The 26,271-nt window shown below is 65.3% G+C and carries 26 protein-coding genes and 3 pseudogenes; 15 read left to right on the top strand and 14 right to left on the bottom strand.

All coding sequences use genetic code 11. The features are described from left to right. Positions 1 to 26 precede the first annotated feature (26 nt). Positions 27 to 419 (top strand): tautomerase family protein, encoded by a 393-nt coding sequence (locus ACHMW6_RS22800; RefSeq protein ID WP_395400156.1) that lies wholly within the window; start codon positions 27 to 29, stop codon positions 417 to 419. On the opposite strand, the gene ACHMW6_RS22795 is transcribed toward ACHMW6_RS22800, so the two are convergent. Beyond that, positions 416 to 790 (bottom strand): MerR family transcriptional regulator, encoded by a 375-nt coding sequence (locus ACHMW6_RS22795; RefSeq protein ID WP_395400154.1) that lies wholly within the window; start codon positions 788 to 790, stop codon positions 416 to 418. The two genes, ACHMW6_RS22800 and ACHMW6_RS22795, sit on opposite strands and share 4 nt — an antisense overlap. A gap of 57 nt (positions 791 to 847) precedes the next feature. Between ACHMW6_RS22795 and ACHMW6_RS22790 the strand changes: the two genes are divergently transcribed. Genes ACHMW6_RS22790 through ACHMW6_RS22780 form a run of 3 tightly spaced genes read left to right on the top strand, consistent with a single transcriptional unit; the run spans position 848 to position 2,217 of the window. After that, positions 848 to 1,228, top strand: coding sequence for a hypothetical protein (locus ACHMW6_RS22790; RefSeq protein WP_395400152.1), 381 nt, complete (start codon positions 848 to 850; stop codon positions 1,226 to 1,228). A gap of 27 nt (positions 1,229 to 1,255) precedes the next feature. Further along, on the top strand, positions 1,256 to 1,681 hold the full coding sequence (locus ACHMW6_RS22785; RefSeq protein ID WP_395400150.1) for a VOC family protein: 426 nt from the start codon (positions 1,256 to 1,258) through the stop codon (positions 1,679 to 1,681). 26 nt (positions 1,682 to 1,707) lie between these two features. After that, a complete protein-coding gene (locus ACHMW6_RS22780) occupies positions 1,708 to 2,217 on the top strand; it encodes a dihydrofolate reductase family protein (RefSeq protein WP_395400148.1) in 510 nt (169 codons plus the stop codon). Here ACHMW6_RS22780 and ACHMW6_RS22775 read toward each other — a convergent pair. The 3 genes and pseudogenes from ACHMW6_RS22775 to ACHMW6_RS22765 all read right to left on the bottom strand — a co-directional run. Beyond that, positions 2,214 to 2,597, bottom strand: a complete 384-nt coding sequence (locus ACHMW6_RS22775; RefSeq protein WP_395400146.1) for a hypothetical protein — start codon at positions 2,595 to 2,597, stop codon at positions 2,214 to 2,216. The genes ACHMW6_RS22780 and ACHMW6_RS22775 overlap by 4 nt on opposite strands. Before the next feature lie 463 nt (positions 2,598 to 3,060). Further along, a complete protein-coding gene (locus ACHMW6_RS22770; RefSeq protein ID WP_395400144.1) occupies positions 3,061 to 3,693 on the bottom strand; it encodes a dipeptidase in 633 nt (210 codons plus the stop codon). Positions 3,694 to 3,790: 97 nt separating this feature from the next. After that, a pseudogene (locus ACHMW6_RS22765) lies at positions 3,791 to 4,027 on the bottom strand (peptidase M19); the annotation flags it as partial. A gap of 88 nt (positions 4,028 to 4,115) precedes the next feature. Here ACHMW6_RS22765 and ACHMW6_RS22760 point away from each other — a divergent pair. Beyond that, positions 4,116 to 5,400 (top strand): annotated as a pseudogene (locus tag ACHMW6_RS22760) (DEAD/DEAH box helicase). Positions 5,401 to 5,577: 177 nt separating this feature from the next. On the opposite strand, the gene ACHMW6_RS22755 reads toward ACHMW6_RS22760, so the two are convergent. The 8 genes from ACHMW6_RS22755 to ACHMW6_RS22720 form a co-directional block, all read right to left on the bottom strand. After that, positions 5,578 to 6,015, bottom strand: coding sequence for a carboxymuconolactone decarboxylase family protein (locus tag ACHMW6_RS22755; protein WP_395400142.1), 438 nt, complete (start codon positions 6,013 to 6,015; stop codon positions 5,578 to 5,580). Between the two features lie 4 nt (positions 6,016 to 6,019). Further along, positions 6,020 to 6,454: a cupin domain-containing protein gene (locus tag ACHMW6_RS22750; protein WP_395400140.1), complete on the bottom strand. Its 435-nt coding sequence runs from the start codon at positions 6,452 to 6,454 to the stop codon at positions 6,020 to 6,022. Positions 6,455 to 6,466: 12 nt separating this feature from the next. Further along, positions 6,467 to 6,904, bottom strand: coding sequence for a carboxymuconolactone decarboxylase family protein (locus tag ACHMW6_RS22745; protein WP_395400138.1), 438 nt, complete (start codon positions 6,902 to 6,904; stop codon positions 6,467 to 6,469). A 90-nt stretch (positions 6,905 to 6,994) separates the two neighbouring features. Beyond that, positions 6,995 to 7,666, bottom strand: coding sequence for a hypothetical protein (locus tag ACHMW6_RS22740; RefSeq protein WP_395400136.1), 672 nt, complete (start codon positions 7,664 to 7,666; stop codon positions 6,995 to 6,997). Next, positions 7,663 to 8,580, bottom strand: a complete 918-nt coding sequence (locus ACHMW6_RS22735) for an MlaD family protein (protein ID WP_395400134.1) — start codon at positions 8,578 to 8,580, stop codon at positions 7,663 to 7,665. The genes ACHMW6_RS22740 and ACHMW6_RS22735 overlap by 4 nt, the downstream gene beginning before the upstream one ends. 54 nt (positions 8,581 to 8,634) lie before the next feature. Next, entirely contained in the window at positions 8,635 to 8,961 is a 327-nt protein-coding gene (locus ACHMW6_RS22730) for an ABC transporter permease (RefSeq protein ID WP_395400132.1), read from the bottom strand. Next, on the bottom strand, positions 8,940 to 9,437 hold the full coding sequence (locus tag ACHMW6_RS22725) for an ABC transporter permease (protein WP_395400130.1): 498 nt from the start codon (positions 9,435 to 9,437) through the stop codon (positions 8,940 to 8,942). The genes ACHMW6_RS22730 and ACHMW6_RS22725 overlap by 22 nt, the downstream gene beginning before the upstream one ends. Then, positions 9,434 to 10,300, bottom strand: coding sequence for a LysR family transcriptional regulator (locus ACHMW6_RS22720; protein ID WP_395400128.1), 867 nt, complete (start codon positions 10,298 to 10,300; stop codon positions 9,434 to 9,436). Before ACHMW6_RS22720 ends, ACHMW6_RS22725 begins: the two co-directional genes overlap by 4 nt. A gap of 47 nt (positions 10,301 to 10,347) precedes the next feature. Here ACHMW6_RS22720 and ACHMW6_RS22715 point away from each other — a divergent pair, with 47 nt between their 5' ends. The 7 genes from ACHMW6_RS22715 (at position 10,348) to ACHMW6_RS22685 (ending at position 18,639) form a co-directional block, all read left to right on the top strand. Next, positions 10,348 to 11,748, top strand: a complete 1,401-nt coding sequence (locus ACHMW6_RS22715) for an MFS transporter (protein ID WP_395400126.1) — start codon at positions 10,348 to 10,350, stop codon at positions 11,746 to 11,748. Between the two features lie 194 nt (positions 11,749 to 11,942). Next, on the top strand, positions 11,943 to 13,052 hold the full coding sequence (locus tag ACHMW6_RS22710; RefSeq protein ID WP_395400124.1) for a M16 family metallopeptidase: 1,110 nt from the start codon (positions 11,943 to 11,945) through the stop codon (positions 13,050 to 13,052). Next, positions 12,952 to 14,811 carry an insulinase family protein gene (locus ACHMW6_RS22705; protein ID WP_395408690.1) on the top strand — a complete coding sequence of 620 codons (1,860 nt, stop codon included), beginning with the start codon at positions 12,952 to 12,954 and terminating at the stop codon, positions 14,809 to 14,811. The genes ACHMW6_RS22710 and ACHMW6_RS22705 overlap by 101 nt, the downstream gene beginning before the upstream one ends. Before the next feature lie 24 nt (positions 14,812 to 14,835). Beyond that, entirely contained in the window at positions 14,836 to 15,759 is a 924-nt protein-coding gene (locus ACHMW6_RS22700) for a sulfurtransferase (RefSeq protein WP_395400122.1), read from the top strand. Between the two features lie 2 nt (positions 15,760 to 15,761). Then, positions 15,762 to 17,204 (top strand): cytochrome P450, encoded by a 1,443-nt coding sequence (locus tag ACHMW6_RS22695; RefSeq protein ID WP_395400120.1) that lies wholly within the window; start codon positions 15,762 to 15,764, stop codon positions 17,202 to 17,204. 39 nt (positions 17,205 to 17,243) lie between these two features. Beyond that, a complete protein-coding gene (locus tag ACHMW6_RS22690; RefSeq protein ID WP_395400118.1) occupies positions 17,244 to 17,768 on the top strand; it encodes an SRPBCC family protein in 525 nt (174 codons plus the stop codon). Positions 17,769 to 18,207: 439 nt separating this feature from the next. Then, complete coding sequence (locus tag ACHMW6_RS22685) at positions 18,208 to 18,639, top strand: hypothetical protein (RefSeq protein ID WP_395400116.1); 432 nt, start codon at positions 18,208 to 18,210, stop codon at positions 18,637 to 18,639. Between the two features lie 127 nt (positions 18,640 to 18,766). On the opposite strand, the gene ACHMW6_RS22680 is transcribed toward ACHMW6_RS22685, so the two are convergent. Then, positions 18,767 to 19,807: an AraC family transcriptional regulator gene (locus ACHMW6_RS22680; protein WP_395400114.1), complete on the bottom strand. Its 1,041-nt coding sequence runs from the start codon at positions 19,805 to 19,807 to the stop codon at positions 18,767 to 18,769. Positions 19,808 to 19,874: 67 nt separating this feature from the next. On the opposite strand from ACHMW6_RS22680, the pseudogene ACHMW6_RS22675 reads away from it, so the two are divergent. The 3 genes and pseudogenes from ACHMW6_RS22675 (at position 19,875) to ACHMW6_RS22665 (ending at position 24,683) form a co-directional block, all read left to right on the top strand. Continuing rightward, a pseudogene (locus ACHMW6_RS22675) lies at positions 19,875 to 21,514 on the top strand (FAD-binding oxidoreductase). Next, complete coding sequence (locus tag ACHMW6_RS22670) at positions 21,511 to 23,112, top strand: glycerol-3-phosphate dehydrogenase/oxidase (RefSeq protein WP_395400112.1); 1,602 nt, start codon at positions 21,511 to 21,513, stop codon at positions 23,110 to 23,112. The pseudogene ACHMW6_RS22675 and the gene ACHMW6_RS22670 overlap by 4 nt, the downstream one beginning before the upstream one ends. A gap of 8 nt (positions 23,113 to 23,120) precedes the next feature. Beyond that, positions 23,121 to 24,683 (top strand): FGGY-family carbohydrate kinase, encoded by a 1,563-nt coding sequence (locus ACHMW6_RS22665; RefSeq protein ID WP_395400110.1) that lies wholly within the window; start codon positions 23,121 to 23,123, stop codon positions 24,681 to 24,683. Positions 24,684 to 24,761: 78 nt separating this feature from the next. On the opposite strand, the gene ACHMW6_RS22660 is transcribed toward ACHMW6_RS22665, so the two are convergent. Continuing rightward, a complete protein-coding gene (locus ACHMW6_RS22660; protein WP_395400108.1) occupies positions 24,762 to 26,102 on the bottom strand; it encodes a diguanylate cyclase domain-containing protein in 1,341 nt (446 codons plus the stop codon). Positions 26,103 to 26,271: the final 169 nt, after the last annotated feature.

The raw sequence follows: 26,271 nt of genomic DNA, 5'->3' as shown, positions 1-26,271 counted from the left end.
CAAATTGCTCGGATAAGGGAGGCACCATGCCATTAGCAAAAATCGATGTCCCGGCACACGCAACGCAGGAATTCATGCGCGCGGTAGGCGATGCCATTTACAAGGCGATGGTGGACATTGCCTCTGTCCCGAAGAGCGACCGCTTCCAGGTCTTCACCCGGCACCGGGCGGACGAAATCGTCTATCCGGCGGAGGGCTACCTGGGAATCCAGTACACATCGGACCTCGTCATCATCCAGATCACCTGGGTGGCTGGCCGCTCCACCGATGTGAAGAAAGCGTTCTACCGGCGGATAGCGGACGATATCCACGCCGCCACCGGCTTGCGCAAGGAGGATATCTGGATCAGCCTCGTAGAATCTCAGCGGGAGGACTGGTCCTTCGGAAATGGCGAAATGCAGTACGCACCGCTGGCTTAGGTACGGTCCGGCTCCGGCCGCAGCGGGCATTCCGCCATCGGCGCGTCCAGCCGGCGCGCAAGTTCGCCGCGCAGCGCGTGCAGGCCGGCGATGCGGCGGTCGATTTCTTCGAGCTTGGCGGACAGCACGCCGCGCAGCGCTTCGGCCGAGGCGTCCGGTGCGGACAGCAGCGGCAGGTCGGCCTCGATCTCGGCCAGGCTGAAGCCCAGCGACTGGGCAGTGCGGATATAGCAAAGCCACTCCACGGCTTCCGGCGGATAGTCGCGGTAGCCGTTGCTGCTGCGCCGTGCGCGAAGCAAGCCCCGTTTCTCGTAGAAGCGCAGGGTGTCGCGGCTGATGCCGGTAGCTTCCGCGATGGCTCCGATTTGCATGGCTTGCTCCAGAAAATGCTTGACCCTGGAGTGTACTCCAAGGCCTAGCATGCCGTCATGAAAACCGAAACCTACTCCCGCATTGTGCGCGCCAGCGCGCTGTACGACCTGATCGTCACTCTTCCTTTTGCCACGCCGTGGACCTTTGCCATCGCTCACGGGCACCTTTCGGCCGTCAACGCCGCGCTGGGCGGCGACACGCTGCCGCCTTTTCTCGCCGCTCCACGTCTTGTTCGCCTGCCTGCTGGGCAGCGTGGTGCTGGTGTGGTCGGTGTTGCGCCTGCGCGATCCTCAGCCGCTCTATGGCCGCTACGACGGCACGGCGCGCTTCATGTTCAGCACATGGATGGCCTGGGCGCTCGCGCAAACGGGCGCGCCGATGTTGTGGCTTTTCCTCGTCCCGGAGATTTCGTGGGGCGTGGCGCAGTGGTATCCTGATGTCTCGTCCGTCAAAAGGAGTGTGCCATGCAACCGCAACCTTTGATCGCCGTTAACAACGTCGAGGCCAGCAGCCGCTGGTACCAGAAGGCGCTCGGACTGAAGAGCGGACACGGCGGGAACGAGTACGAGATGCTGATGCATGACGGACGCCTGGTGTTGCAGCTGCACCACTGGGAAGCGCACAACCATCCGCAGATGGGTGATCCCAAGACCATGCCATACGGCAACGGCCTGTTGCTGTGGTTCTGGACGGACGATTTCGATGACGCCGTGGAGCGCGCGGTCGGCGCGGGCGCATCCGTGGTCGAAGGGCCGAAGGAAAACGTCAGCGCCCAGCACCGCGAAATCTGGCTGCGCGACCCCGGATGGCTATGTGGTTGTCCTTGCGGGACCGTATGGCGACGTAGGCATGTAGCTTTTGTCGATTTCGCGCATTGCGATTCGTCGTAGCGGTAACAGACCGCTGGGAGAATGCGATGCGCAAGCTGATACTGACGATGTCCCTGTCCGCCGACGGATTCGTGGCGGGCATCAATGGAGAAACCGACTGGATTGCGCCGGGGCTGGACGATGATGTCCAGTACTGGCTGGCCGACGGCCTGGCGGACGCCGGCGCGCATCTGGTGGGCAGCGACTCCCTGCTGGAGATTACCGCGCGCTGGGCCGACGGGCCTTGCGCTGCCTCCTTGCGCGCTGCGCCCCTGCTGGTGCTGTCGCGCAGCGGTGGAGTCTTGGAGCAGCGTGTGGCGCGGCTCAGGCGAGAGCCGGGCGGCGCGATAGTTGCACATGGCGGCGCCAGCGTGGCACAGGCGCTGATCCGGGCCGGGCTGGTGGACGAGTACCGCCTGCTCGTGCATCCGGTTGCGCTGGGCAGCGGCCTGCCGCTGTTCCCGATTCTGGATGAGCCGTTAAGGCTGTCGCTGCTGCAGCTGCGGCATTTTCGCAACGGCGTGGTGGGGCAGGTCTATCGCCCCGCGGCGGACTAGCAGCCGCCGGTTGGGCTGGTGGCGATGAGCGTCCATTTGCCGCGCACGCGCGACAGCACTTCATACCACCACTTTTCCTTGCCGGTGGCGGCCAGCACCAGTTCATCGCTGCCGTCGCCATTCAGGTCGGCGCTGGCGAGGAAGGTGCGCGTGTTGCCGCTGCTTTCGCCCTCGGTCTGGTCGAAGTCCTGCCAGCCGATCAGGTAAGTGCCGGCTTTATTCGGCTCGGCGATGAAGCTGAGCGTGATGCTGCCGCGGCGCTTGTCCAGCGACCAGTCCAGTGCATAGCTGGCGAACAGGCGCGGCTCGGGATTGTCCGGCAGCTGCAGAGCGGCCAGCGACTGGCGGCGCTGCACGCCGTGGCCTTCGCTGTCCAGCATGCGGGCGATGTAGTAGGCGGGATGCCCTGGCGGCGCAGCTGCTGCTTGGCCATCAGCTTGATCAGCTTGCGCTCATCGGCGGTTGGTGCGCGGGCCGCGGCGCGCTGCGGGCCCAAGGGAAAGTTGGACAGCACGCCGTTGGCATCCGCGCCCGCGACAACCTTCACGGTGCCGGCGCGCGTACCGCAGCCGACGTCCTTTTCGCCGCCGGCCATCGCCTCGCCGGCGCCGCCCGCACTGTACAGATAGTAGATGCGCCCCGCTGCAAAATAGTTACGTGCAGAGCCTTCGAAGGGTTCGATGTGGCCGCCGTTGATGACGGCCAGCGGCGTCATGATCGGGCCGTCCTTGACGAAGAGGGCCTGGTCTTCGCCGGGGTAGAGGCGGACGGTGTTGTTGTGCGCAGGGGCGAAGTGGGCCGGCGCAGCGGCGCATAAGGCCAGCAGCGCCGCCGCCCCGCGCATTACGAACCCCAGGTGGCGCCCGCCACGCGCAGCATATTGCGGCCCAGGACCTGTTCGATCTCGGCGGGCGCCATGCCCAGCTTGCGCAATTCTCCCGGCAGTTCGCGCCACACAGTCACCGGGGTGAAGCTGGGCTGGCGCTCGGCGCTGTAGCCGGCGGACGCGGGCCACCACCACGCGGGATCGAAGTCGCCGGGCGGCGTGTCATCCAGGTCGGGCTGGGACACGCAAATGTCCAGCCCTACGCCCACGTGCGCGATGCCGGCAATGTCGGCCACGTAGGCGATATGGCGCGCCACGTCAGTAGCGCCCGGGATCTCCTTGCCGACAAACCAGGACAGGCCGGACACGCACACCACGCCGCCCGTTTCCGCGCAGGCTTGGATCTGTTCATCGGTCACATTGCGGCCGTGCTGCACCAGCGTGAAGGGATTGGCATGGCTGAACACCACGGGCTTGGTGGAAGCGGCCATGATGTCCAGGCTGGCCGTGCGGCCCGTATGCGCGCAGTCGACAATGATCCCGGCCTCGTTCACTGCCGCAAGTACGCGCTGGCCCAGCGGCGTGAGTCCCTGCGGGTTGTCGTGGCAGCCGCCCGCTACGCTGTTGTTGCGGTTGTAGGCGAAGTGCATCTGGCGCACACCCAGGCGGGGCGTAGAGGGCGGCCATTTCCGGCTGGTCCATCAGCGGCATCGAGCCTTCCAGGTCGAAGCCGATGGCCAGCTTGCCGTCGGCTGCGGCCTGGATGATTTCGTCCGCGGAGGAGACAAGGGCATAGCGTTCCGGATTGGCTTCGATCGTGGCGCGGTAGCTCGCGATCACGGACATCACCTGGGACACTGGATTCATATCCGCGCCCACGTTGATCGATACGTAGTTGACGCCAGCCGAATGCAGCCGGTTCAGCGGCGAGAAGTCGGCCTGCGGATGCTGCGGCAGGCAGAAGTGAGCGTCCCAGTTAATCATTGTTATACGTTTTTTGTTAATGAGTCCTTATGGTCGCACGAATGGCGGGCCAAGGTATACTGCTGCCTTGCCCAGATTTATACCGTTTATGTCCTTCACCTCTCTCGGCCTTGCGCCAACCCTGCTGAACGCCGTTGCCGCCATCGGCTACGAAACGCCGACCGCCATCCAGTCCGCGGCCATTCCTGCCGCCTTGCGCGGGGAGGATGTGCTGGGCCAGGCCCAGACCGGGTCCGGCAAGACGGCCGCTTTTGCCTTGCCGATGCTGCATGCCTTGATTTCGCGCGGCGGTTCGCGTTCAGGTCTGCAAGGGCTGGTGCTGGTGCCGACGCGCGAGCTGGCGGCGCAGGTGGGGGAGGCGATTCGCGTATTGGTGTCGCATCTGCCGGTGCCGGTGAAGGTGTCGATAGCGTTTGGCGGCGTGTCCATCAATCCGCAGATGATGGCCTTGCGCGGCGGGACCGACATCATGGTCGCCACGCCGGGGCGCTTGCTGGACCTGGTCGAGCACAATGCGCTGAAGCTGGACCGCTGCGCCGCCCTGGTGCTGGATGAGGCGGACAAAGCTGCTGGACATGGGCTTCAGCGATGAGATTTCGCGGGTGCTGTCGCTGCTGCCTTCTACACGCCAGAATCTGTTTTTCTCGGCGACCTTCCCGCCTGCCGTGCAGGCACTGGCTGCCGGGATGCTGCGCAATCCAGTGCGGATCGAGACCGCGAGCGAGGCTGCACACGAGCCGGATATCCTGCAGCGCGCGATCGAGGTGGACGAAGGACGCCGCACCCAGCTGCTGCGTCATCTGATCCGCGAGGAGAAGTGGCAGCAGGTGCTGGTGTTCGTGGCGACCAAGTACGCGTCCGAGCACGTGGCGGACAAGTTGCGGCGCAATGGCGTGTCGGCCGAGGCGTTTCATGGTGATTTCAGCCAGGGCGCCCGCACCGAGGTGCTTTCCGATTTCCGTGCAGGACGCTTGCACGTGCTGGTCGCCACCGACGTTGCCGCGCGCGGGATCGATATTGCTGATTTGCCTGTGGTGGTCAATTACGACTTGCCGCGCTCACCGGCTGACTACGTGCACCGCATCGGCCGCACTGGCCGCGCCGGGGCCAGCGGCCTGTCCGTCAGCTTCGTGACGCCGGAGATGGAGCCGCATTTCCGCCTGATCGAGAAGCGTCAGGACAAGCGCGTTTCCCGCGAGCGCATCCCGGGCTTCGAGCCGTCCGCTCTTGCTTCCGCCGCTCCTGCCGCCGGCGTCGCCGCCAGTCCTGCGGCTGATCCCAATGGCGGCATCAAGGGCAAGCGCAAGAGCAAGAAGGACAAGCTGCGCGAAGCTGCCGCCGCCGCGAACGACGCCGCCATCGCCAAGCGCTGACCCGTTCCCCCGTCCCCGCCGCGCCGCCCGATCCGCCGCGTCCCGGCCGCCGCCAGCGACGGGGCTTGGCGCCATGCCCGCCGTCTCGCCTGCTGGCGGCGGTTTCGGACGCTACGGGTGACGTGCGGGGCTCGGCGCACAGAGGACTCGCGCGCTCGGTCGCTCTGGAAGACGGGTTTACTGGGTGGGCGCGACGCGAAAGCCAACTCCGAAGTGGTTCCAGGCCAGCGCAACGTTGATCGCCAGGGTAAGCGCGCCCTGTTCGCAGGGCGAGAACTCGGCGGCGAGCGAGGCGTAATCGCTGTCGGGAGCCTGGGTGACCGAAAGCCGCGCGAGGGACTCGGCCCACGCAAGCGCCGCCCGTTCGCGTGGGCTGAAGCAGTCCGCCTCGCGCCACCCGGCAACGGCGTCGAGTCGCGTGGACGACTCGCCGCAAGCCAGTGCATCGCCGGAATGCAGGTCCACGCAAAACGCGCAGCCGTTGATCTGCGAGCAGCGCAGCTTGACCAGGTAGAGCAGGGACGCCTTGAGCCCCAGCCGCTCGACGGCAATCTCCATGCCCATCATGGCCTGCATGGCAGCCGGCGACGCGGCGTAGTAGTCCAGGCGCTGCATGGCATTACTTCTTCAGCGGCGACACCGGCGCTTCGCCATCGGCCGTCAGCAGCCACACGAGCAGCCTGGCCGGCTTGCTCTTGCTGGTATTGCGCGCCAGGACGTGCGGATGATTGGGCGCTTCATACCAGGACTGGCCCGCCTTGTAGCGGACCGGCTGCTCGCCCTCCATCTGCGATTCCACTTCGCCTTCCAGCACATAGGCGAACACGGAACCGGGATGCACGTGGGGCACCGAAGTCTGTCCCGGCGCGAAGGTCACGGTCAGCATATGGCCGGTGCGGCCGGCGGCATCGGGCAGGCGCTGCTCCTGCAGCACGTCCAGTCGCTCCTGGCCTGGGGCGCCGTGGCCGCCTGGCACATCATGGGCTTGCGCCGGCATCACAGCCGCCGCGAAGGCCGCCGCGCCGATCAGCGGCAAAAGTAACTTCTTCAGCATGTCCGCTCCTCCTCAAGCCTTCGGCACAGCGCGGAAGCCCACGCCAAAGCGGTTCCACGCATTGATGGTAGCAATGGCCAGCGTCAGGTTGACCTGTTCGGCGGGCGTGAACTCGCGCGAGATGGCGGCATAGTCCTCGTCCGGCGCGTGGGTCTGGGGCAGCAGGGTCAGCGCCTCGGTCCAGGCCAGGGCGGCACGTTCGCGCGGCGTGAAGAAGGGCGTTTCGCGCCAGACGGACACGCCCATCAGGCGGCGCTCTGACTCGCCCGCCTTGCGTGCATCGCTGGCGTGCATGTCCACGCAGAAGGCGCAGCCGTTGATTTGCGAGGCGCGCAGCTTGACCAGTTCCATCAGCGATTTTTCCAGGCCCAGGTTGGCGGTGGCGTTCTCCAGCGCCATCATGGCCTTCATCGCTTCGGGGGACGAGGTGTAGTAATTGATACGTTCCATTTGATTTCTCCAGGTATTGGGTTGTCGATGGAGTCCATTGTAGGCAGTCCGCCGCCCCGCGAAGGGGCCAATTCCGGGAGAAATCAGGTGTCAACTTCCGGCCTGCTGGCCCTCCACCAAGGCCATGCGGCGGCGCAGGCGAGCCGCTTCGGCCGAATCGCCCGCCTTCTCGGCGCGCAGGGCCTGCACATTCAGCCACGCCAGCAGGGGACGGCGCCAGCCCTGGGCCGAGGCGGTGTCCACGGCTGCCGTCAGCACGGCTGGCGTAGCGCGGTTGGCGCGGAACACGGCGCCCGCCGCCACCAGCTTGGACAGCGGATCGGCGATGCCCGCCACGGCCGCCGCCGCAGCTTCGTCGCTGCCGGCAGCCAGCACGGCGCGCTGCGGCTCCGGCAGCAGGGGAGCATCGGCCGGCGTGGCGCGGCCGGCCAGGTAGTTGGCGTAGGCGATGTCCGCCGGTGCAGCGTCAGCCCGCAAGGCTTCGAAGCCGGGGCAGTCGCCAAAGGCCAGCGATGCCACACGCGTGGCGCAGCGCGCCAGTTCGATGCGGATCACCAGGTCGATCTTGCCGGTGCCGGCGATCTGCTCGCGAGCGCGGACAAACTCATTCTTCTCGATCTGGTCCTTGCCGGACAGGTAGGCCGACTGTGCCCGGTCCAGCGACTGCTTCGCGTTCATTTGCCAGTCGGGCACGCGCGGGCCGCCACCGCAGGCGGCAAGCAGGGCCGCCACTGCCAATGCGGGAAGTGCGAATCGTGTCATGGCAGCTTGATCTCCGTATCGCGTTTGAACGGCCACTTGCGGTTGATTTCATTCACCAGTTGCTCGATCTGGCGCAGGTTGCTGTCGATTTCCGCGCGCAAGGCGCCCAGGTCCTCGGTGGCGGCGCGGGCGTTCTTGCCCACCACCTGGGCATCGGCCAGGATCGCGTCCATTTTCTTCAGGCTGGTGCGCGCATCGGCCAGCAGGGCATTCAACTGCTGCACGGTGGCCTGGGCGTCGGTGGCGATGCCCTTGTCGCCGAAGACGCGCTTGTCCGCATTGCCGACCAGGCTATCGGCCTTCACGATCAGCGAGTTCGCATTGCGCAGCAGCTCGCGCGCTTTCTGGTCCTCGCCGACAAACAGGCCATAGGCGCCGCCAGGGCCGTTCAGCTTCTCGGTCGCGCCCTGCAGGTTGCGCAGGCTGGCGCCCAGCGGGCCAGTGTCGGACGTGAGCGCAGAGAGATTCTCCAGCACGTCCTTCGCCGCCTGCACGACCTTCGGGATCTCGCCGGCCGTGTCGCCCACCAGCAGGCCGCGCGTGGCGTCTTCCGGCAGCGGCGGATCGGTGGGAATGCCGGAGTAGGCGCGCAACTTGGATCCGCCGACCAGGCCCTTCTCCAGCGTGAAGATGCTGGTGCTGCGCAGCCAGTGCGCATCTTTCTTCGGCACATCGATCAGCACGCGGGCCTTGCCGTCCGCACCAAGCTCGATACGCTGCACGCGGCCGATGGGGAAGCCGGCGAAAGTCATGTCCATGCCCACGCTCACGCCTTCCGAATCGTCGGCGGTCAGGATCAGGCGCTGGGTGGGCTCGAAGGCCCCGCGCGCATACATCAGGTAAAGGATGATGCCGACGACCAGGGCGCCCAGCAGCGCGAGCAGCATGAGCGCCTTGAATTCCGCGTTGCGCATTGGCGGCGGCTCGTGCGAGGCGGGGGATGTGGTGGAGGAGTGTTTTCGTTCATGTCAGTAGTAATTGCCCATCAGGGAGGCCGCTTCAACGAGCAGGATCACGGAAAACATGCGCACCATGTCCGCCAGGCCGTGTGCCGCGCCCATGCGGCGCAGCAGCGGATTTTGTGTACCGGTGTAGTAGGAAGATGCGAGCGGAATAACGGCCACTGCAAGGCTGAACAGCACGATCTTCAGGATCAGGATCATGGCGACGCCGGGATTGAAGATCTGTCCCACCACGCGCGTGTAGCCGGGCAGGGCCCAGGGGGTGAAACCGTAGATCATGATATAGGCCAGGATCAGCGTCGTGACGCAGCTCACGGCTGCCAGCAGCCACACGGCAAATATCCCTGCCACCGCGCGCGGGAAGAACTGAGTGCGCAGCGCCACGTAGGGCGAGGGCTGCTCGCCGGCCGCGCGCAGCTGGGCGATTCCACGCCGGCCGGCAGCGTGGTGCGCAGGGCGACGAAGAGAGCGGCTGTCAGCGGCACCAGTTCCAGCACCAGCACGCGCACCACCATTTCCAGCGCATAGCGCGACAGGCCATAGCTGATGGACGTGACCACCACGATGCGGATGATCACCACGCTGATCAGGGAAGTCAGCATGGTGAACCACACCAGGTTTTCGGCCGACGCCAGCACCACCTGTTCGGACAGGGAGCGCCAGTTGTCGCGCCGGTAGGTGGATGGCAGGAAGGCGCGCGACACCAGCAGGGCGGCAAATTGCAGCAGCCGCCACCAGCTGATCAGCCAGGCCAGCGCCCATAGTTGCAGGCGCCGCCCCGAGGGGATATGCGATGCATGAACGTTCATCTTGCAATGTTAGCATCAACTATCGCATCTGCGACGGCGCGCACGCGTGCGCTGCGTGCCAGGTCGGCGTGCATGACCAGGTACATGTCGTAGCGGTACTCGCGCTCGGGCCAGATGCGGCGCAGGCCAGCGTTCGTTTCCGCAATGTGGATGGGCAGCTCGCCGATGCCGATACCTGCCTGCACGGCTTCGATCAGGGTCATGCCGGTATTGACTTCCATGGCCACGCGGGCATTGGTGGTGGGCTCGCCGACCAGCTTCTCCGCCTGGCGGGTCAACACGCTGGAGTGATAGATCACGATGTCGTGGCCCTTGAAGGCTTCACCGGGTTGGGGTTCGCCGCGCTTTTCCAGGTATTCGGGCGTGGCATACAGGCCGGCCGCGCGTTTCGCCAGGTGGCGCGAAATCAGGTCCGGGCTGGTGGGGCGCACCGTGCGCACGGCCAGGTCGGATTCGCGCCGCGTGAGGCTGGCGAGCTGGGTGTTCACTTGCAGGATAACGCGGATGTCCGGATGCTGGTCGTGCAGGCGGCGCATGGCGTCGATGACGAAGGCGTGGGCGATGGTGTCCGTGGTGGCAAGGCGCACGGTGCCGGACAGGCGGTTGTCGATGCCGGACATTTCCCGTTCCAGCTGCAGCGCGGCTTCCTCCATCTGCTGCGCCGACTTTGCCGCGACCTCGCCGGCGGGCGTGGGTACGTAGCCGTTCGGCGTGCGCAGAAACAGTTTTGCGTTGAGGGCCGCCTCCATCGCATTCAGGCGGCGGCCGACGGTGGCCTGGTCGATGTCCAGCAGGGCGGCGGCGCCGCGCAGGGTGCCGGCGCGGTAGATGCCGAGAAAGATGCGGGTGTTGTCCCAGTCCATTTGCTCTCCTGTTGATGCAATTTTGCATCAGAGTGCTGAGGGTATGCATGTTTACTGCATCAGGCAAGCGCGCGCATCATGGCGGCATGCTGATACTTACACTTGCCATAGGCTTCGTGATGGCCATGATCGACGTCACGGCCGTCAATACCGCGCTTGCCGCCATCGCTTCCGATCTCCACGTGCCGCTTTCCGGACTGGTATGGGTGGTGGACGGTTACACCCTCACTTTCGCCGCGCTGCTGCTGGCGGGCGGCGCGCTGGCGGATCGCTTCGGGCCGCGCCAGGTTTACCAGGGTGGGCTGGCCCTTTTTCTCTTCGCTTCCGTGCTGTGTGCGCTGGCGCCGACCGGTTCCACTTTGATTGCAGCGCGCCTGCTGCAGGGCGCGGGCGCGGCGCTGTTCATGCCCAGTTCACTGAGTCTGCTCACCCATTCCTTCGATGGACCGCAGCGTACGCGCATGGTCGCCATCTGGTCCGGCCTGGTCGGCGTGGCGGCGACGGCTGGTCCGCTGGTTGGCGGCTTATTGGTTCAGGCTTATGGCTGGCGCGCTGTGTTCTGGATCAATGTGCCGGTCGGCCTGCTTGGCATTGCGCTGGCGCAGTGGCGCGTGCCGGCGCCCGCCGCGTCGCCCCGGCGCCTGTCGCTGTTCAGCCATCTGCTCGCGGTGGCCGCGCTGGGGGCGCTGAGCTTTGTGCTGATCGAAGGGCAGGGGCGGGGCTGGACTTCGCCGTCGGTCCTGGGTGCTGCCGCCGCCGCCGTGGTGTTAGGTGCCGGGCTTGTGCTGCGCGAACGCGGCGCCGCTCAACCCATGCTGCCGCGCGCCCTGTTCGCCGCCCCTGGCTTCAGCGCGGCGGTCGTCACCGGTTTCCTGATCAACTTCAGCGTGTTCGGGCAGCTTTTTCTTTACAGCCTGTACTTGCAGCAGGCGCTGGGCCGCGACCCATTGCACACGGGCCTGTTGCTGCTGCCCATGATGGCGTCAAGCACCGTGACCAACCTGCTGTCCGGCCGCGTCATTGCGCGCTTCGGCACACGTGGGCCGCTGCTCGGCGGTCTGCTGGTCGCCGCCGCCGTGGCCGCGTTGCTTACCGCCTCCCCCGACCACACGCCCTACCGTTTCCTGCTGGCCGGCGCCATGGCCATTTTCCTCGCCATAGGCATCGCCATCCCCGCCATGACCAACACCGTCATCCAGGCATCGGGACGCGAGCACGCCAACAGCGCCGCCGCCGCGCTGAACGCCAACCGCCAGATCGGCGCCCTGGTTGGCGTAGCGGTAGTCGGCGCCATCCTCCACGCCGCCCCGGCCTGGAACCTGCGCCTGCCGCTGGCCTTCGCCGCCCTCGCCGCCGCCTACGCCCTCGCCGCTACGCTAGTTTTCCTCTCCATCCCCCGCACCACCGCCCCCAAACCATGGGGTCAGATCCGACATTCGGACATTTAAGTTGATAGCTTCCGCCACTATTGGCGCGCCTTCGGAATATTTTGCACTACTGCAGCGGCCGGTGTTGCACGAGCAGTTCCGAATGAGATTAAGACGATAGGGACGAGGTCGTGTCCGAATGTCGGATCTGACCCCATGGTGGTGCTGGTGGCACGGTGTGGTATCGTGTGAAAATGTCAACCTTGCTGATGCCTATGAAATATCTGAAAGCCGTTCTCGCCGCTGCGCTGTTGAGCTGCTCGATGCTCGCGCAGGCGGATTTTGATCCTGCTGCCCAGTTGCCGGTTTCGCCCCAGGTCCGCGTCGGCAAGTTGCCGAATGGGCTGACTTACTATATCCAGCGCAATCCGAAGCCGCAGCAAAGGGTGGAGCTGCGCCTGGCGGTGAAGGCGGGCTCGATCCTGGAGGACGAGGACCAGCTCGGCCTGGCACACTTCACCGAACACATGGCTTTCAACGGCAGCACCCATTTCAAGCGACATGAGCTGGTGTCCTGGCTGCAGTCCATCGGCGTGAAGTTCGGCGCCGACCTGAATGCTTATACGGGCGTCGACGAAACCGTCTACATGCTGCCGATTCCCGTGGACCGCAAGGAAAACCTGGACAAGGGCCTACTGGTGCTGGAAGACTGGGCCGGCGGCGTGCAGTTCAACGATGACGACGTGGAAAGCGAGCGCAATATCGTGCTCGAAGAATGGCGCCTGGGTCGCGGCGCGGCCGACCGCATGAACAAGGTCCTGCTGCCCAAGCTGTTCAACGGCTCGCGCTATGCCGAGCGCCTGCCGATCGGCAAGCCGGAAGTGCTGCGTACCTTCAAGCCGGCGGCGATCAAGCGCTTCTACAAGGACTGGTACCGTCCCGACCTGATGGCCGTCTTCGTGGTCGGCGACATCGATCCGGCCGAAGCGGAAAAGCTGGTAATCAGCCACTTCAGCAACCTGAAGAATCCTGAGAATCCGCGCCCGCGCGCTGTATGCCGAGATCCCGGAGCGCACCACGTCCGAAGCGCTGGTGATCACGGACCGCGAAGCGACCACCAATGTGCTGCATATCCGCTACCCGATCCTGCGCAAGCCGGAGGGCGACACCTTCGGCGAATACCGCGAACGCTTGCTGGAGAACCTGGGCGCCCTGATGCTCAGCCAGCGCATTTTCGAGCTGACGCAGCAGGCCAATCCTCCCTTCATCCAGGGCACCTCGACGATGGGCCGCGTGGTGCGCGGCTATCGCTCCTTCAATTCCGTGGCCCTGCTGGGACGCGACGGTCCGGTCCCGGCCATCAATGCGCTGGTGCAGGAAGGTGAGCGCGTGCGCCAGTTCGGCTTCACGCCAGCGGAGCTGGACCGCGCCAAGAAGGCCATGCTGCGCAATATCGAGCGCCTGTATAACGAACGCGAAAAGTCCGACTCGTCGATGTACGTGTCCGAATACCTGCGCAACTTCCTCGAAGGCGAAGCCATGCCGGGTATCGAGAACGAGTACAACTACCTGAACGAGATGGTGCCGAAGGTCACGCTGGAGGAGGTGAACGCCACGCTGCGCGGCGCCATCCCGGACGGCAAGAGCAAGCTCGTGATCTATATGGGCAATGACAAGGTCGATGTGCCGCCCGCGACCGAGTTGCTGGCCGCCGTGGATGCGGCGCAGAAGACGGAACTCAAGGCGCGCGAGGACAAAGCCTACACCGCCAGCCTGCTGGCCGCCACGCCAAAGCCGGGCAAGATCGTGAAGGAGGGCGGCAACAAGGCGCTGGGCACGACCGAGCTGACTTTCGCCAATGGCGCGCGCGTGGTGCTGAAGCCCACTGACTTCCGTAACGACCAGGTGCTGATCGGCGCCGTGCGCTTCGGCGGCCAGTCCGTATTCGAAGAGCAGGACATTTTCAATGCCCGCTATACCACCGCCATCATGTCGCAGATGGGCATGGGCAGTTTCACGCCGCTCGACCTGCAGCGCACCCTGGCCGGCAAGACCGCCAACCTTGGCATGGCGCTGAGCCCCATGTCCGAAGGCTTGAGCGCCAGTTCCGGCAGCGCGGACGTGGAAACCGTGCTGCAGCTGGTGCATCTCGCTTTCACCCAGCCGCGCCGCGACGAGGCGCTGTTCCATTCCTTCATCGGCAAGCAGCAGGACCTGGCACGCAATTCGCTGTCGCGTCCCGAATCGGTGCTGGCCGACACCCTGCGCAGCACCTTGTACAGCAACCATCCGCGTATCGCGCTGATCCCGCGTCCCGAGGAATTCGAGGGCATTCCACTGGACCGCGTGATCGGCATGTACAAGGAGCGCTTCAGCAGCGTAAAAGGCATGACTTTCTTCATCGTCGGCAGCTTTGAGGTGGCGAAGATCAAGCCGCTGCTGGCGAGCTATATCGGCAGCCTGCCTGGCACGCCGGTCAGCAACCAGTTCAAGGATCGCGGCGTGCGTCCGGTGCGCGGCGTGGTGACCAAGGAAGTCCGCCGCGGCAAGGATTCCAAGAGCACGGTCAACCTGAACTTCTCCGGCGACGCGGCGTTCTCGCTGGACGAGCAAATGCGCGTGCAGGCCCTGATCGATATCCTCAACATCAAGCTGATTGATACGCTGCGCGAGAAGGAAGCGCTGATCTACGGAGGCGGCGCCAGCGGCGCCCTGGCACGCTACCCCTACAGCAATTACACGATCAGCATTTCGCTGCCGACCGGGCCGGAAAATGTCGAGAAGGTGCTGAACGCGACATTTGCCGAGATCCGCAAGCTGCAGAACGATGGTCCGGACGAAGCCGACCTGGCCAAGGTGAAGGAAAACTGGACCAGCAACCACCGCCGTATGATCCGCGAGAATAGTTACTGGCTGGGCGCTTTGCAGGGCGCCTACATCAATGGTGTCGATCCGCTGAACATCCTGCGCCATGCCGAGCGCGTGGCGGCGGTCAAGGCGGCAGACGTGCAGGCTGCTGCGCGGCGCTACTTCGACTTCAGGAATTACGTGCAAGTCGTGCTGTATCCGGAGACGAAGGCCGAGCAAAAGGCCGAGCAGAAGGTCGAACCTAAACCCGAAGCTGGTAAACTGCCACCTGGTTAATTTTCGGTTGGTAGTAAAGTGGCAATGATGGCAGAACAGCAGGAAGCGCAAGGCTTCCGTCGGGACCTGGCGCGCTGGCGCCAGCTGCTGCATCCTGCCTGGCTGGATCAGTTGCTGCGCGGCCGCCCGGTGCTGGCCGCGCCATCCTCGGCGTGGCTCTTGTTCGAAGTGGGCTGCGGCGGCGAGGAGGCGTTCGCCGGCGCCCACATTCCCGGCGCCTCCTATCTGGACACCAACCGCCTCGAAATCCAGCCGCTCTGGAACAAGGTCGCCGACTGCGCCTTGCTGTCCCTGTTGCTGGAACACGGCATCCAGCACGACATCACCGTCATCCTGTATGGCCGCAGCACGCTGGCCGCGGCGCGCGCCGCGCACCTGATGCTGTATGCGGGCGTGGCCGACGTGCGCCTGCTCGACGGCGGCTTCGATGGCTGGCTGCGCGCCGGCTATCCGCTTGAATCAGGGCCGGGCATGAAGCCAGTGCCGGCAAACAGCTTTGGCGCGCCATTCCCCGCGCGCCCGGACTACCTGATCGGCACGGCCGAAGCCAAGGCCCTGCTGCAGAGCTCAGACGGAGCCCTGGTCAGCATCAGGACGTTGTCTGAGCACGTTGGCCAAACTTCCGGCTATAGTTATATAGACGCCATCGGCGATATTCCGGGCGCACGCTGGGGACGTGCAGGCCAGGACGGCGATGTGCACAGTATGAGCGAATATCATCATGCCGACGGCACCATGAAATCCGCTCATGAAATCCACCGCCTGTGGTGGGAGGCGGGCATTCGTCCCGGGCAGCAGAATGCGTTTTACTGCGGCACGGGCTGGCGCGCTTCGCTGGCGTTCTTTTACGCCTGGCTGATGAACTGGCCGCGCATCAGCGTGTACGACGGCGGCTGGTGCGAATGGAGCCGGGATCCCGGCAACCCTGTAATACGGAAAGCGGGCTGATCATGGACGACCGCGGCAGCAAGTTGGAATACCAGCCATTTGATGCCGCCCGCAGCGTGGACAGCCTGCCAGGCCCGCGTCCCTTGCCCCTGATCGGCAATCTCACCCAGCTGGACCCCGTCCACTTCCACAGCATGCTGGAAGACTTTGCGCGCCAGTATGGTCCCATCTTCAAGCTGCGCATCATGAACAGCGTTTTCGTCGCCACGGCGAGGCGCGAAGATGTCAGCCATATGCTGCATGACCGGCCCGACCTGTGGCGCCGCACCGAGCGCACCAACCTGCTGGAGGAACTGGGCGCGCGCGGCCTGTTCACCGCCGAGGGCCAGGAATGGCGGCGCCAGCGCAAGCTGGTGATGCACGCTCTCACGCCGGAAGTGATCCATCGTTTCTTCCCGCAGATGGTCCGCTTGACGGAGCGGCTGCAGCGGCGCTGGATGAAGGCTGTGGAAGAGGGGCGCGAACCCGATATCCTGCGCGACCTGAAAGCCTTCACGCTGGACGTGACGGTCGGCCTGGCCATGGGGCAGGACCTGAATGTGCTGGAAAACGAGTCCGACCCTTTGCAGCGCGATGTGGAGTTCCTGTTCACCCGTCTGGCGCGCCGCCTTACGACGCCGGTGCCTTACTGGCGCGTGTTCCGTTTGCCGGTAGACCGCGAAACCGATGCCGCGGTGGCGCGCGTCCGGCATGCCGTGGCGGGCTTCGTGGCGCGGGCTCGCGAGCGCCTGGCGGCCGTTCCCGCGCGCAGGGAAAAGCCGGCCGATATGCTGGAAGCGATGGTGATCGACCGGGATACCCCCGGCTCCGGCATGACGGATGAAGACTTGATCGGCAACGCCGTGCTGATGGTCTTTGCCGGCGAGGATACAACGTCCAACACCATCGCCTGGCTGCTGCATTTGCTAAGCTCCGCGCCGTCCGCCTGGGAAAAGCTGGCGGAGGAAGCGAAGGAGGCATTGGGTGCCGATACGGTGCTGCGCGAGTTCCGCGCTCTCGACAAGCTGCCCTGGCTGGACCTGTGCACGCGCGAAGCGATGCGCCTGAAGCCTGTGGCGCCCATGCTTGGTTTCGAGCCGACGCAGGACCTGGTGCTGGGCGACGTGCGCCTGCCGGCGGGGATTCTCGTCTTTGCCCTGATGCGCCATGCGTTCACGCTCGATACGCAGCTGGAGCGCTCGGACGAATTCCTGCCCGAACGCTGGTTATCCGAACCGGGGCAGGAGCAGGATGATCCTTCGCGCAAGCTGCTGCCCTTCGGCGGCGGTCCGCGCTTCTGCCCGGGGCGTTACCTGGCGATGACGGAGATCCGCATGGTGGTGTCCATGCTGGCGCGCTGCTTCACGCTGGCGCCCAAGTCCGGCGCGCCGCCGGTGGACGAGGTTTACACTTTCACGATGACGCCCAGTGCCTTGCCGGTGCTTTTGCAGCGCCGCACCCTGTGATAGTCTTGCGCGCATACCAACCACAATAAGAGGCGCAAATTGAAGAAACTCTTCATCATAGCCGTGGTGATCGTGGCTGCCGTTCTTGGCCTGGCACTCACGCAACCGGACAGCTTCACCGTCACCCGCACCGCCACCATCAAGGCGCCGCCGGAAAAAATCATCGGCTACCTGAATGACTTCCACCAGTGGACCGCCTGGTCGCCGTGGGAGAAGCTGGACCCGAACATGAAGCGCACTTTTGAAGGCCCGGTCAGCGGGCAGGGCGCCGTCTACGGCTGGAGCGGCAACGATGAAGTGGGGCAGGGGCGCATGGAGATCACGGAAAACACGCCGCCGTCCAAGGTCGGCATCAAGCTCGATTTCATCAAGCCTTTCAAGTCCACCAACCAGACTACCTTTACGCTGCAGCCGCAGGGCGACAGCACGCTCGTCACCTGGACCATGAACGGCCCGGCTGAATTCATCACGAAGCTGATGGGCGTGTTCGTCAGCATGGACAAGATGATCGGCAAGGACTTCGAGAAGGGCCTGTCGCAACTGAAGGCGGTGGCGGAGAAATGAGGCTGGGCGGCGCAGCCTTGCTGCTTGCCTTTGCCGCTGCGGCGGCATGGGCGCAGCCGCCGGCGTCCACGCCGCCCGTCCCCCAGATGCGCCTGGACGACCAGGCGATCCGCGAAGCGGTCAAGGCCACCGTGGCCGAAATGCCCACGCTGCCGCCGGCCGACGCCGAACCGGATTTTCGGCGGCGGCGCAGCGCCGGGCAGTGCGCCGGGCACCGGAGGGCAGGCCGCGATCGACCGCGCCTTCATCGCCGCCGAAGTGGGAAGCTGCTGGGGCAGCGATGCCCTGAGGCATACTCCGCCCGTCATCATGGTGGGTGGATTGCCCGTTGTCCTGGGTGGGCTGCTTGCCCTGCCGCACGTCTTCTACGCTGCAGCAAGCGGAAAATGCAAATAATTTAGGCGGGATATACTGTAGTTAAATACTCCGGGGAGCCGCCATGATTACCCTCTTGCTCCGTCTGACGGCCGCTGCGGCGGCCCTTGCCGCTAGCTGCGCCATGGCCGGCCCCATGCGCACCGATCACCCGATCGTCGGCACCTGGCGTTTCGTGTTGCCGGATGGTTCCTGTCACGAAATCTACCGGATACGCTCCGACGGCTCAGCCCTGATCACCAGCGCCAAGGAAGTGGCGGAATCCGAATTCAATATCGACGACCAGCCCGACACGGAGGGCTATTACCAGTCCGACGACAAGATCGTGAAGGATAACGGCAAGGAAGACTGCACCGGCGAGGTCACCAAGGTCGGACATATCATCAAGAGCTATATCCTGTTCCACCCCTCCGGCAATATGTTCCTCATGTGCCAGCGGCGCGATACCGACAGTTGCATCGGCCCGTTCGTCCGCGTGCGCGGAAGCGATACGTGAACGCACGCACGGCGGATCAATGATCCGCCCTACGCCAGCCGACCGGCATACGGTGCCTGCCGCCGCACCGACCGGCCAACACCGTGTACGCGGGCGCGTCGAAACCTCCACTACTGCGTAGGGCGGATCATTGATCCGCCGCTGTGTCCCGCCACGCGCCCGGATTCATGCCCGACCACTCGCGAAACGCGTGGTTGAAGGCGCTCTGTTCCTGATACCCCAGCAAAAACGCAATATCCACCAGGCTCAACCCCGGCTGCCGCAAATAATTGCGTGCCAGTTCAAAGCGCGACTGATCGAGCACCTGTTGGAAGCTCGCCCCCGCGTCCGACAATTTGCGCTGCAAGGTCCGCGTGGTCAGTCCCAATTCCTCAGCCACCGACGCCAGCCTCACCTGCCCATGTGACAAACGCCGCACGATCACCCCATGCACCTGCGCCACGATGCCCGCCTCCGGCTGCACGCGCTGCGCCAGCAATTGCTCGGCGTGCTGCTGCAGCACCGGATAAAGGCTCACGTCCGCATTCGGCACCGGCCATCGCAGCATGGCCGCGTCAAAGCTGGCCGTGTTGGACAGCGCACCGAAACGGGGCATGGCGCCGAACACGCGCGCATATTCCTTCCGCTGCGCCGCATCGCCGCCATCGTGCATCAGCTGCAGATCGGCCGGCGGCAGCGGCATACCGGCCAGCCAGTTGCCGAACACCCGGATGCCGGCGAAGACGCTGTCCGCCAGATGGCGATGCTGCGGCGGATAGTTGCTGTGCCAGGTGTATTGCGCCACGCCCTCGCGGACCTGCAGCTCGGAGCGGCCCAGGTCATGCGCCAGCTGCTCATAGCGCATGGTTTGCTCAAAGGCCTGGCCGAAGTCGCGGCAGCTCAGCAGAATCAGGCCGTACACGGTATAGGTGCCCAGTTTCACGCGCTCGCCCACGTGCAGGCCGAAATGCGGGTCCTGCGCCAGCCTGGCAGCGAGGTCCAGCAGCTGCACGTATTGGTCGGCAGGGAATTGCTCGGGCAGCGGATCGAGCGCGTCGGACGCCAGCCCCGCGGCGGCTGCCAGCGCCTGCGCCGTCACACCGCGTGCGGCGGCCGCCTCCAGCAGTGGCTGGAGGTAGGAGCCCGCCACGCGGGCTAGCCTGGCATGATCGAACAAGTCTGCTGGCATGAATGCGCAAGACCGGCGGACGCCGGCCGGTTTAGTCTACTTGCTCGAAGTATAACAAGGGACAAGCATGAGAAGATGGAACGGTTGGGGCGATGAGACAGTCGATTTTCCCCTGCATGAGGATGCGCTGGCCTTCCTGGCGCAGCGCGTGGGCAGGGCAGCAAGGTGCAGGACGCGTCCTTCGACCAGGCCTGCGCCAGCCTGCCGCCTTCGCGCCTGCCAATGCAGCGCGCCGCCGACGCCGCTCCGGCCGGCTCGTGGCGCCACGCGTCCGGCCTGATCGACACGCGTCCCGAAACGCGCCTGCGCAACGCGCTCGGACAAAGCCTGCCCGACTGGCTCAAGCTGCGCTTCGGCCGCATCGATGCCGCGCCGGATGGCGTGGCCTATCCCGAAAGCCCGGAAGACGTGCGCGCCTTGCTGGATTACGCAGCCGCGCACAAGGTCGCCCTGATCCCGCAAGGCGGCGGCACCAGCGTGGCCGGACACCTGACGGCGCCGTCCAATGGCAGCCCGGTGCTGGCCGTGAACATGACCCGCATGAACCGCCTGCATTACCTGGACAAGGAAGCGCAACTGGCCACCTTTGGCGCGGGTGTGCTGGGCCCCGACCTGGAAGCCCAACTGCGCGCCCACGGCTATATGCTGGGCCACTTCCCGCAGTCCTTCGAATATTCGACGCTGGGCGGCTGGGTGGTCACGCGCTCGTCCGGCCAGCAATCGCTGCGCTATGGGCGCATCGAGCAAATGTTCGCGGGCGGCGTGGTCGAAACACCGCAAGGGCGGCTGGATATCCCGACCTTTCCCGCATCCGCTGCCGGCACCGACCTGCGCGAGATCGTGCTGGGCTCCGAGGGCCGCATGGGCATCCTCACCGAGGCGACGGTGCGCGTGACGCCCATGCCCGAGCATGAAGCCTTCCACGCCGTCTTCTTCCCGGACTGGGAGCGCGCCGAGGCAGCCGTGCGCGTGCTGGCCCAGGGGCGGCTGGGCCTCTCCATGCTGCGCCTCTCGAACCCTCTGGAAACGGTGACCATGCTGGCGCTGGCAGGCCACAAGCGCCTGATCGGCGCGCTTGAGTCCTGGCTGCGCTGGCGCGGCTGCGGCGAGGGCAAGTGCATGCTGATGCTGGGTGTGAGCGGCCCGCGCGCGCAGGCAGCCGGCGCCCTGCGTGCCGCACTGTCCGTGTGCCGCGCGCATCGCGGCGTGCATGTGGGCCGCCGCATGGGCGAGAAGTGGAAGCAGGGGCGCTTCCGCAATGTCTACCTGCGCAACGCGGCCTGGCAGCACGGCTATGTGATCGACACGGTAGAAACGGCGGTCGACTGGCCGCGCGTGGGCACGATGATGCGGGCCGTAGAGGGCGCAGCTTCCTCCGCTTTGGGTGCGCTGAACGAAAAGGTTCACGCGTACACACATCTATCGCACCTGTATGCGCAGGGCGCGAGCGTCTATACGACCTTCGTCTACCGGCTGGCGGGGGACTTTGAACAGAATATGGCGCGCTGGCAGGCATTGAAGCACGCGGTCAGCACGGCCATCGTCGATCATGGCGGAACAATCAGCCATCAGCATGGCGTCGGGAGCGATCACGCGCCATATCTTGCGGCGGAAAAAGGTGCGGCGGGGATTGCGGCGATGCAGGCGCTGTTCCGCCATTTCGATCCGCACGGGATCATGAACCCGGGCAAGCTGGTGCAGCCATGACGGCCGCGCATTGGCGCCCTCAGGGCCGGGAACTGTTGGGCGACCTGCTGGAGCTGGAATGGGACCTGCTGGTGATCGGCGGCGGCATCACAGGCGCCGGCATCCTGCTGGAAGCGTCCCGCCGCGGCCTGCGCGCACTGCTGGTCGAACAGCGTGACTTCGCCTGGGGCACATCCAGCCGCTCATCGAAGCTGGTGCACGGCGGCCTGCGCTACCTGAAGGAAGGCCGGTTCGGCCTCACGCGCGAGTCCGTGCATGAACGCGAAAGCCTGCTGCGCGAGGCGGCCGGCCTGGTCGAGCCGCAAAGCTTTGCCTTTGGCGACTACGAAGGCCGCAAGCCCGGCAAGCGCTCCATGTTGCTGGGCCTTGCCATCTACGACCGCATGGCCGGCCAGCGCGAACGCCACTATCACACGGCCGACGAATTCCTGCGCCTCGCGCCACACATCCGCACTGACGGCCTGCGCGGCGGCATCTGCTACCACGATGCCAAGACTGACGATGCGCGCCTGGTGCTGCGCGTGCTGCATGAGGCTCAGTCGCATGGCGGCGCGGCGCTGAACTACCTGTCCGTGCGCTCGCTTGTGCGCGACGGCAGCCGGGTCACCGGCGCCGTGCTGCGCGACGAGCTGTCCGGCACCTGCCACACCTTGCGGGCAAAAGCCACGATCAGCGCCACCGGCGCCTGGGCCGACCAGCTGCGCGTTCACAATGGCGCCGCGCCGCGCCTGCGTCCCCTGCGCGGCAGCCATCTCGTGCTGCCGGCCTGGCGCCTGCCGCTGGCGCAGGCCGTGAGCCTGATGCATCCGCACGACGGCCGTCCCGTTTTCGCCTTCCCCTGGGAGGGCGTAACCCTGATCGGCACGACGGACGTCGACCACGGCGAGCACCTGTCGCGCGAAGCCGCCATCACGCAGCAGGAAACCGACTACCTGCTGGCCGCACTGAACGACCAGTTTCCCTCGCTGGCGATTAGCGAGAACGACGTCATCGCCACCTACGCCGGCGTGCGCCCCGTCATCGATACCGGCAAGGCCGATCCATCGAAGGAGGCCCGCGACCACGCCCTGTGGCTGGAAGACGGCCTGCTGACCGTCACCGGCGGCAAGCTGACCACCTTCCGCGTGATTGCGCTGGACGCGCTGAAGCAGGCGAGGGCGCTGCTGCCGCACTGGCAAGCCGACCTCGCGCCCCAGCCCATCTTCCGCGCGGCTGGCGCGCTGCACAACGCCCACCGCCTGCCGCCCGGCCAGGCGCGCCGCATCCAAGGCCGCTACGGCTTCCACGCCCAGTCGCTGGCCGAAGCAGCGGGCGAGGGGGAGCTGCAACTGGTGCCAGGCACCGAAACGCTGTGGGCGCAGCTGCGCTGGGCGACGCGCCACGAATCGGTGCAGCGGCTGGACGACCTGCTGCTGCGCCGCACGCGCATCGGCATCCAGTTGCGCCGCGGCGGCGCCGATATCCTGCCGCGCGTACGCGCCATCTGCCAGCCGGAACTGGGCTGGAGCGATGAACGCTGGACTGACGAAGAAGCCGCATATCTGGCATTATGGAAGAATCACTACAGCTTGCCGCGAGAGCGAGCATCAGAAAGATAAGAGACACCATGTCCGAGCCTTACATCCTGTCCATCGACAACGGCACGCAAAGCGTGCGCGCGCTGCTGTTCGACCTGCGCGGCAACCTCGCCGCGAAAACCCAGGTGCATCTGCAGCCTTACTACTCCGACCAGCCGGGATGGGCCGAGCACACGGCCGAAGGGTATTGGCAGGCCGTCTGCATGGCGTGCCAGAAGCTGTGGGCGACCACCAGCATCAGCAAGTCGCAGATCAAGGGCGTGGCCGTCACCACCCAGCGCGGCACCGTGGTCAACGTGGACCGCGACGGCAAGCCGCTGCGCGCAGCCATCACCTGGCTCGACCAGCGACGCACCGACCAGGTGCCGCCGCTGAACAGCCTGTGGAAGGCGGCCTTCAAGGTGGCGGGCGTGGACGGCACCATCGATTACTTTCGCCGTGAAGCGGAGATCAACTGGATCAAGGCGAATCAGCCGGACGTGTGGGAGCGCACGGGCAAGTTCCTGCTGCTGTCCGGCTACCTGAATTACTGCCTGAGCGGGCGCTACGCCGATTCCACCGGTTCCCAGGTCGCCTACGTGCCCTTCGATTACAAGCGCCACAAGTGGGCGGCTTCCTACGACTGGAAATGGCAGGCGCTGGCGATCCGGCCGGACATGCTGCCCGAACTGGTGGAACCCGGTACTGCCATCGGCGTGATCACCGAAAAAGCGTCGCAGGAGACGGGCATACCGCAAGGGTTGCCGCTGGTAGCCGCCGCAGCGGACAAGGCCTGTGAAGTCATCGGCGCCGGCTGCCTGGAGCCGCACATCGGCTGCCTGAGCTACGGCACAACGGCCACCATCAACACCACCAGCAGGAAGTACGTGGAAGTCACGCCCTTCATTCCGCCTTATCCTGCGGCCATTCCGGGCGCCTACAGCACCGAGGTACAGATCTTCCGCGGCTACTGGATGGTCAACTGGTTCAAGGAACAGTTCGGCGACCGTGAACAGGCCGTCGCAACGGAGCGCGGCATGGCGCCGGAAGCGCTGTTCGACCGTCTCGTGAACGCTGTGCCGCCCGGTTCGATGGGTCTGATGCTGCAGCCCTACTGGAGTCCTGGCATCAAGGTGCCGGGGCCGGAAGCGAAGGGCGCCATGATCGGCTTCGGCGACGTGCACACGCGCGCCCATATGTACCGCGCCATCCTGGAAGGTCTGGCCTATGCGCTGAGGGAAGGGAAGGAGCGCATCGAAAAGCGCAGCGGCGTGCCGATCACGGAATTGCGCGTGGCCGGCGGCGGCTCGCAAAGCGACGCGGCCATGCAGCTGACGGCCGACATCTTCGGCCTGCCGGCCGCGCGCGCCCACATCTACGAAACCTCCGGCCTTGGCGCGGCGATTGCGGTGGCAGCAGGCCTTGGCCTGTACGGCAGCTTCGCCGAAGCCATCGCCGCGATGACGCGCCCCGGCCGCGTCTTCCAGCCCGATCCCGCGCACTGCAAGATCTACGACCAGCTATACAAGCGCGTCTACCTGAAAATGTACAAGCGCCTCCAGCCCATGTACGAAGCCATCGCCGACATCACCGGCTACCCCCAAGCCCTTTAAATCGGGGTCAGGCACGAAACGTTACATGAGGCCGCTTCGCGAAGCGGCCTCATGTAACGTTTCGTGCCTGACCCCATTCTAGGCGCGGATGGCGGTGCGGCTGTCGTGGCGGGTGGCGCGGACCTGGTTGCGGCCGCCTTCCTTGGCCACGTACATGGCCCGGTCGGCAGCGACGAACAGGGTTTCGATATTGTCCGAAGGCTGGGGATGCATGGTCGCCACGCCGATGCTGACCGTGATCCAGGCCGACGTGGGCGATTTCGGATGCGGCAGCTGCAGCGATTCCACGTGGGAGCGGATCGATTCGGCCAGCAAGTACGCCGAATCGGCCTCGGTCTCGGCGAACAGCAGCACGAATTCCTCGCCGCCGTAGCGCGCCGCCAGGTCCGTCACGCGCAAGGCATGGGTACTGATGGCCTGTGCCACCTGCTGCAGGCAGACGTCGCCCGCGGCGTGGCCCAGCGTGTCGTTATACAGCTTGAAGTGGTCCACATCCAGCACCACCAGCGACAGCGCCGAACCGTTGCGCATGGCGCGCTGCCATTCCTTTTCAAGGAAGCTGTCGAAATGGCGCCGGTTGGCGATCTTGGTCAGCGGGTCGATCATGGCCGCGCGCTGCAGCGCGTCCTCGGACATCTTATGGTGCGTGATATCGTGCAGCAGCCCGATGAACAGCGGCTGGCGCAGGAACATCGGCGTCAGCGTCAGGTCCATGCACACGGACTTGCCCGTGCGATGGCGGATGATCACTTCGCGCGTGCCGTGACTGTGTGCCGTTTCGGGCGAAGCCGTATAGCGCGAGAAATACTCCAGGTACTCCTGCGCCACCAAGGGATTCAGCAGGTCGGAAATCGACTTGCCTGCCAGCTCGTGCGCCATATAGCCAAGATAGCTGTCGCAGGCTGGATTGGTGAACTGGATGCGCCCATCCGGCTCGATGATCAGCAAGCCCTCCGCCATATTATTGACGATGGTGCGCAGGCGTTCGGCCTGTTCCTGCTGGCTCTCTGTGGCGTAGCGGATCTGCAGCTGCGTGCGCACGCGCGCACACACTTCGGCCATGCGCAGCGGCTTGCTGATGTAGTCGACGGCGCCCAGTTCGAAGCCCTGGACGACATCGTCCTGGCCATTGCGGGCGCTCATGAACAGCACGGGAATGGATTGGGTGACGGGATTGGCCTTCAGCTGGCGGCAGGTTTCGAAGCCGTCCATGCCGGGCATGATCACATCCAGCAGAATCAGGTCGGGGAGCACGCGGCGCGCAATGTCCAGCGCCCGTTCGCCGGAGTTGGCGACGAAAGTCTGGTAACCCTGTTCGACCATCAGCTTGCGCAGGACACTCAGGTTGTCCGGCGCGTCATCGACGATGAGAATCGCGGCGTCCCGCCGCGTCGTAAAGCTGGTACCGCCTGGATTCATGCTGGCCTAGGGTCCATAGTGACTGTGTCCAGATGATACCGGCTTGCCAACAGGAATTGTAAAAAATCATGACCTGTTTTGCCGAAAAAAGACGGCGGAATACTATCAGTTAAGCAATTATTGCCGATGGTCAATACAATTGGTGACAATTGGAGATAATCGCCGGCCA

Source organism: Pseudoduganella sp. UC29_106, from assembly GCF_044055365.1.
GTDB lineage: Bacteria > Pseudomonadota > Gammaproteobacteria > Burkholderiales > Burkholderiaceae_D > Rugamonas.
Note: the sequence above shows the minus strand (reverse complement) of the source record. Positions and strands in the feature narration are given on the sequence as shown.

Bases quoted from the DNA above. Each gene is read 5' to 3' on its own strand.
- ACHMW6_RS22660 (WP_395400108.1), bottom strand. From the start codon at position 26,102: ATGAATCCAGGCGGTACCAGCTTTACGACGCGGCGGGACGCCGCGATT.
- ACHMW6_RS22700 (WP_395400122.1), top strand. From the start codon at position 14,836: ATGATGGCAGAACAGCAGGAAGCGCAAGGCTTCCGTCGGGACCTGGCG.
- ACHMW6_RS22740 (WP_395400136.1), bottom strand. From the start codon at position 7,666: ATGACACGATTCGCACTTCCCGCATTGGCAGTGGCGGCCCTGCTTGCC.
- ACHMW6_RS22705 (WP_395408690.1), top strand. From the start codon at position 12,952: ATGGGCCGCGTGGTGCGCGGCTATCGCTCCTTCAATTCCGTGGCCCTG.
- ACHMW6_RS22670 (WP_395400112.1), top strand. From the start codon at position 21,511: ATGACGGCCGCGCATTGGCGCCCTCAGGGCCGGGAACTGTTGGGCGAC.
- ACHMW6_RS22680 (WP_395400114.1), bottom strand. From the start codon at position 19,807: ATGCCAGCAGACTTGTTCGATCATGCCAGGCTAGCCCGCGTGGCGGGC.
- ACHMW6_RS22710 (WP_395400124.1), top strand. From the start codon at position 11,943: ATGAAATATCTGAAAGCCGTTCTCGCCGCTGCGCTGTTGAGCTGCTCG.
- ACHMW6_RS22775 (WP_395400146.1), bottom strand. From the start codon at position 2,597: ATGCTGGACAGCGAAGGCCACGGCGTGCAGCGCCGCCAGTCGCTGGCC.
- ACHMW6_RS22720 (WP_395400128.1), bottom strand. From the start codon at position 10,300: ATGGACTGGGACAACACCCGCATCTTTCTCGGCATCTACCGCGCCGGC.
- ACHMW6_RS22790 (WP_395400152.1), top strand. From the start codon at position 848: ATGAAAACCGAAACCTACTCCCGCATTGTGCGCGCCAGCGCGCTGTAC.
- ACHMW6_RS22780 (WP_395400148.1), top strand. From the start codon at position 1,708: ATGCGCAAGCTGATACTGACGATGTCCCTGTCCGCCGACGGATTCGTG.
- ACHMW6_RS22795 (WP_395400154.1), bottom strand. From the start codon at position 790: ATGCAAATCGGAGCCATCGCGGAAGCTACCGGCATCAGCCGCGACACC.
- ACHMW6_RS22665 (WP_395400110.1), top strand. From the start codon at position 23,121: ATGTCCGAGCCTTACATCCTGTCCATCGACAACGGCACGCAAAGCGTG.
- ACHMW6_RS22715 (WP_395400126.1), top strand. From the start codon at position 10,348: ATGTTTACTGCATCAGGCAAGCGCGCGCATCATGGCGGCATGCTGATA.
- ACHMW6_RS22750 (WP_395400140.1), bottom strand. From the start codon at position 6,454: ATGCTGAAGAAGTTACTTTTGCCGCTGATCGGCGCGGCGGCCTTCGCG.
- ACHMW6_RS22785 (WP_395400150.1), top strand. From the start codon at position 1,256: ATGCAACCGCAACCTTTGATCGCCGTTAACAACGTCGAGGCCAGCAGC.
- ACHMW6_RS22745 (WP_395400138.1), bottom strand. From the start codon at position 6,904: ATGGAACGTATCAATTACTACACCTCGTCCCCCGAAGCGATGAAGGCC.
- ACHMW6_RS22735 (WP_395400134.1), bottom strand. From the start codon at position 8,580: ATGCGCAACGCGGAATTCAAGGCGCTCATGCTGCTCGCGCTGCTGGGC.
- ACHMW6_RS22800 (WP_395400156.1), top strand. From the start codon at position 27: ATGCCATTAGCAAAAATCGATGTCCCGGCACACGCAACGCAGGAATTC.
- ACHMW6_RS22695 (WP_395400120.1), top strand. From the start codon at position 15,762: ATGGACGACCGCGGCAGCAAGTTGGAATACCAGCCATTTGATGCCGCC.
- ACHMW6_RS22770 (WP_395400144.1), bottom strand. From the start codon at position 3,693: ATGCACTTCGCCTACAACCGCAACAACAGCGTAGCGGGCGGCTGCCAC.
- ACHMW6_RS22725 (WP_395400130.1), bottom strand. From the start codon at position 9,437: ATGAACGTTCATGCATCGCATATCCCCTCGGGGCGGCGCCTGCAACTA.
- ACHMW6_RS22685 (WP_395400116.1), top strand. From the start codon at position 18,208: ATGATTACCCTCTTGCTCCGTCTGACGGCCGCTGCGGCGGCCCTTGCC.
- ACHMW6_RS22755 (WP_395400142.1), bottom strand. From the start codon at position 6,015: ATGCAGCGCCTGGACTACTACGCCGCGTCGCCGGCTGCCATGCAGGCC.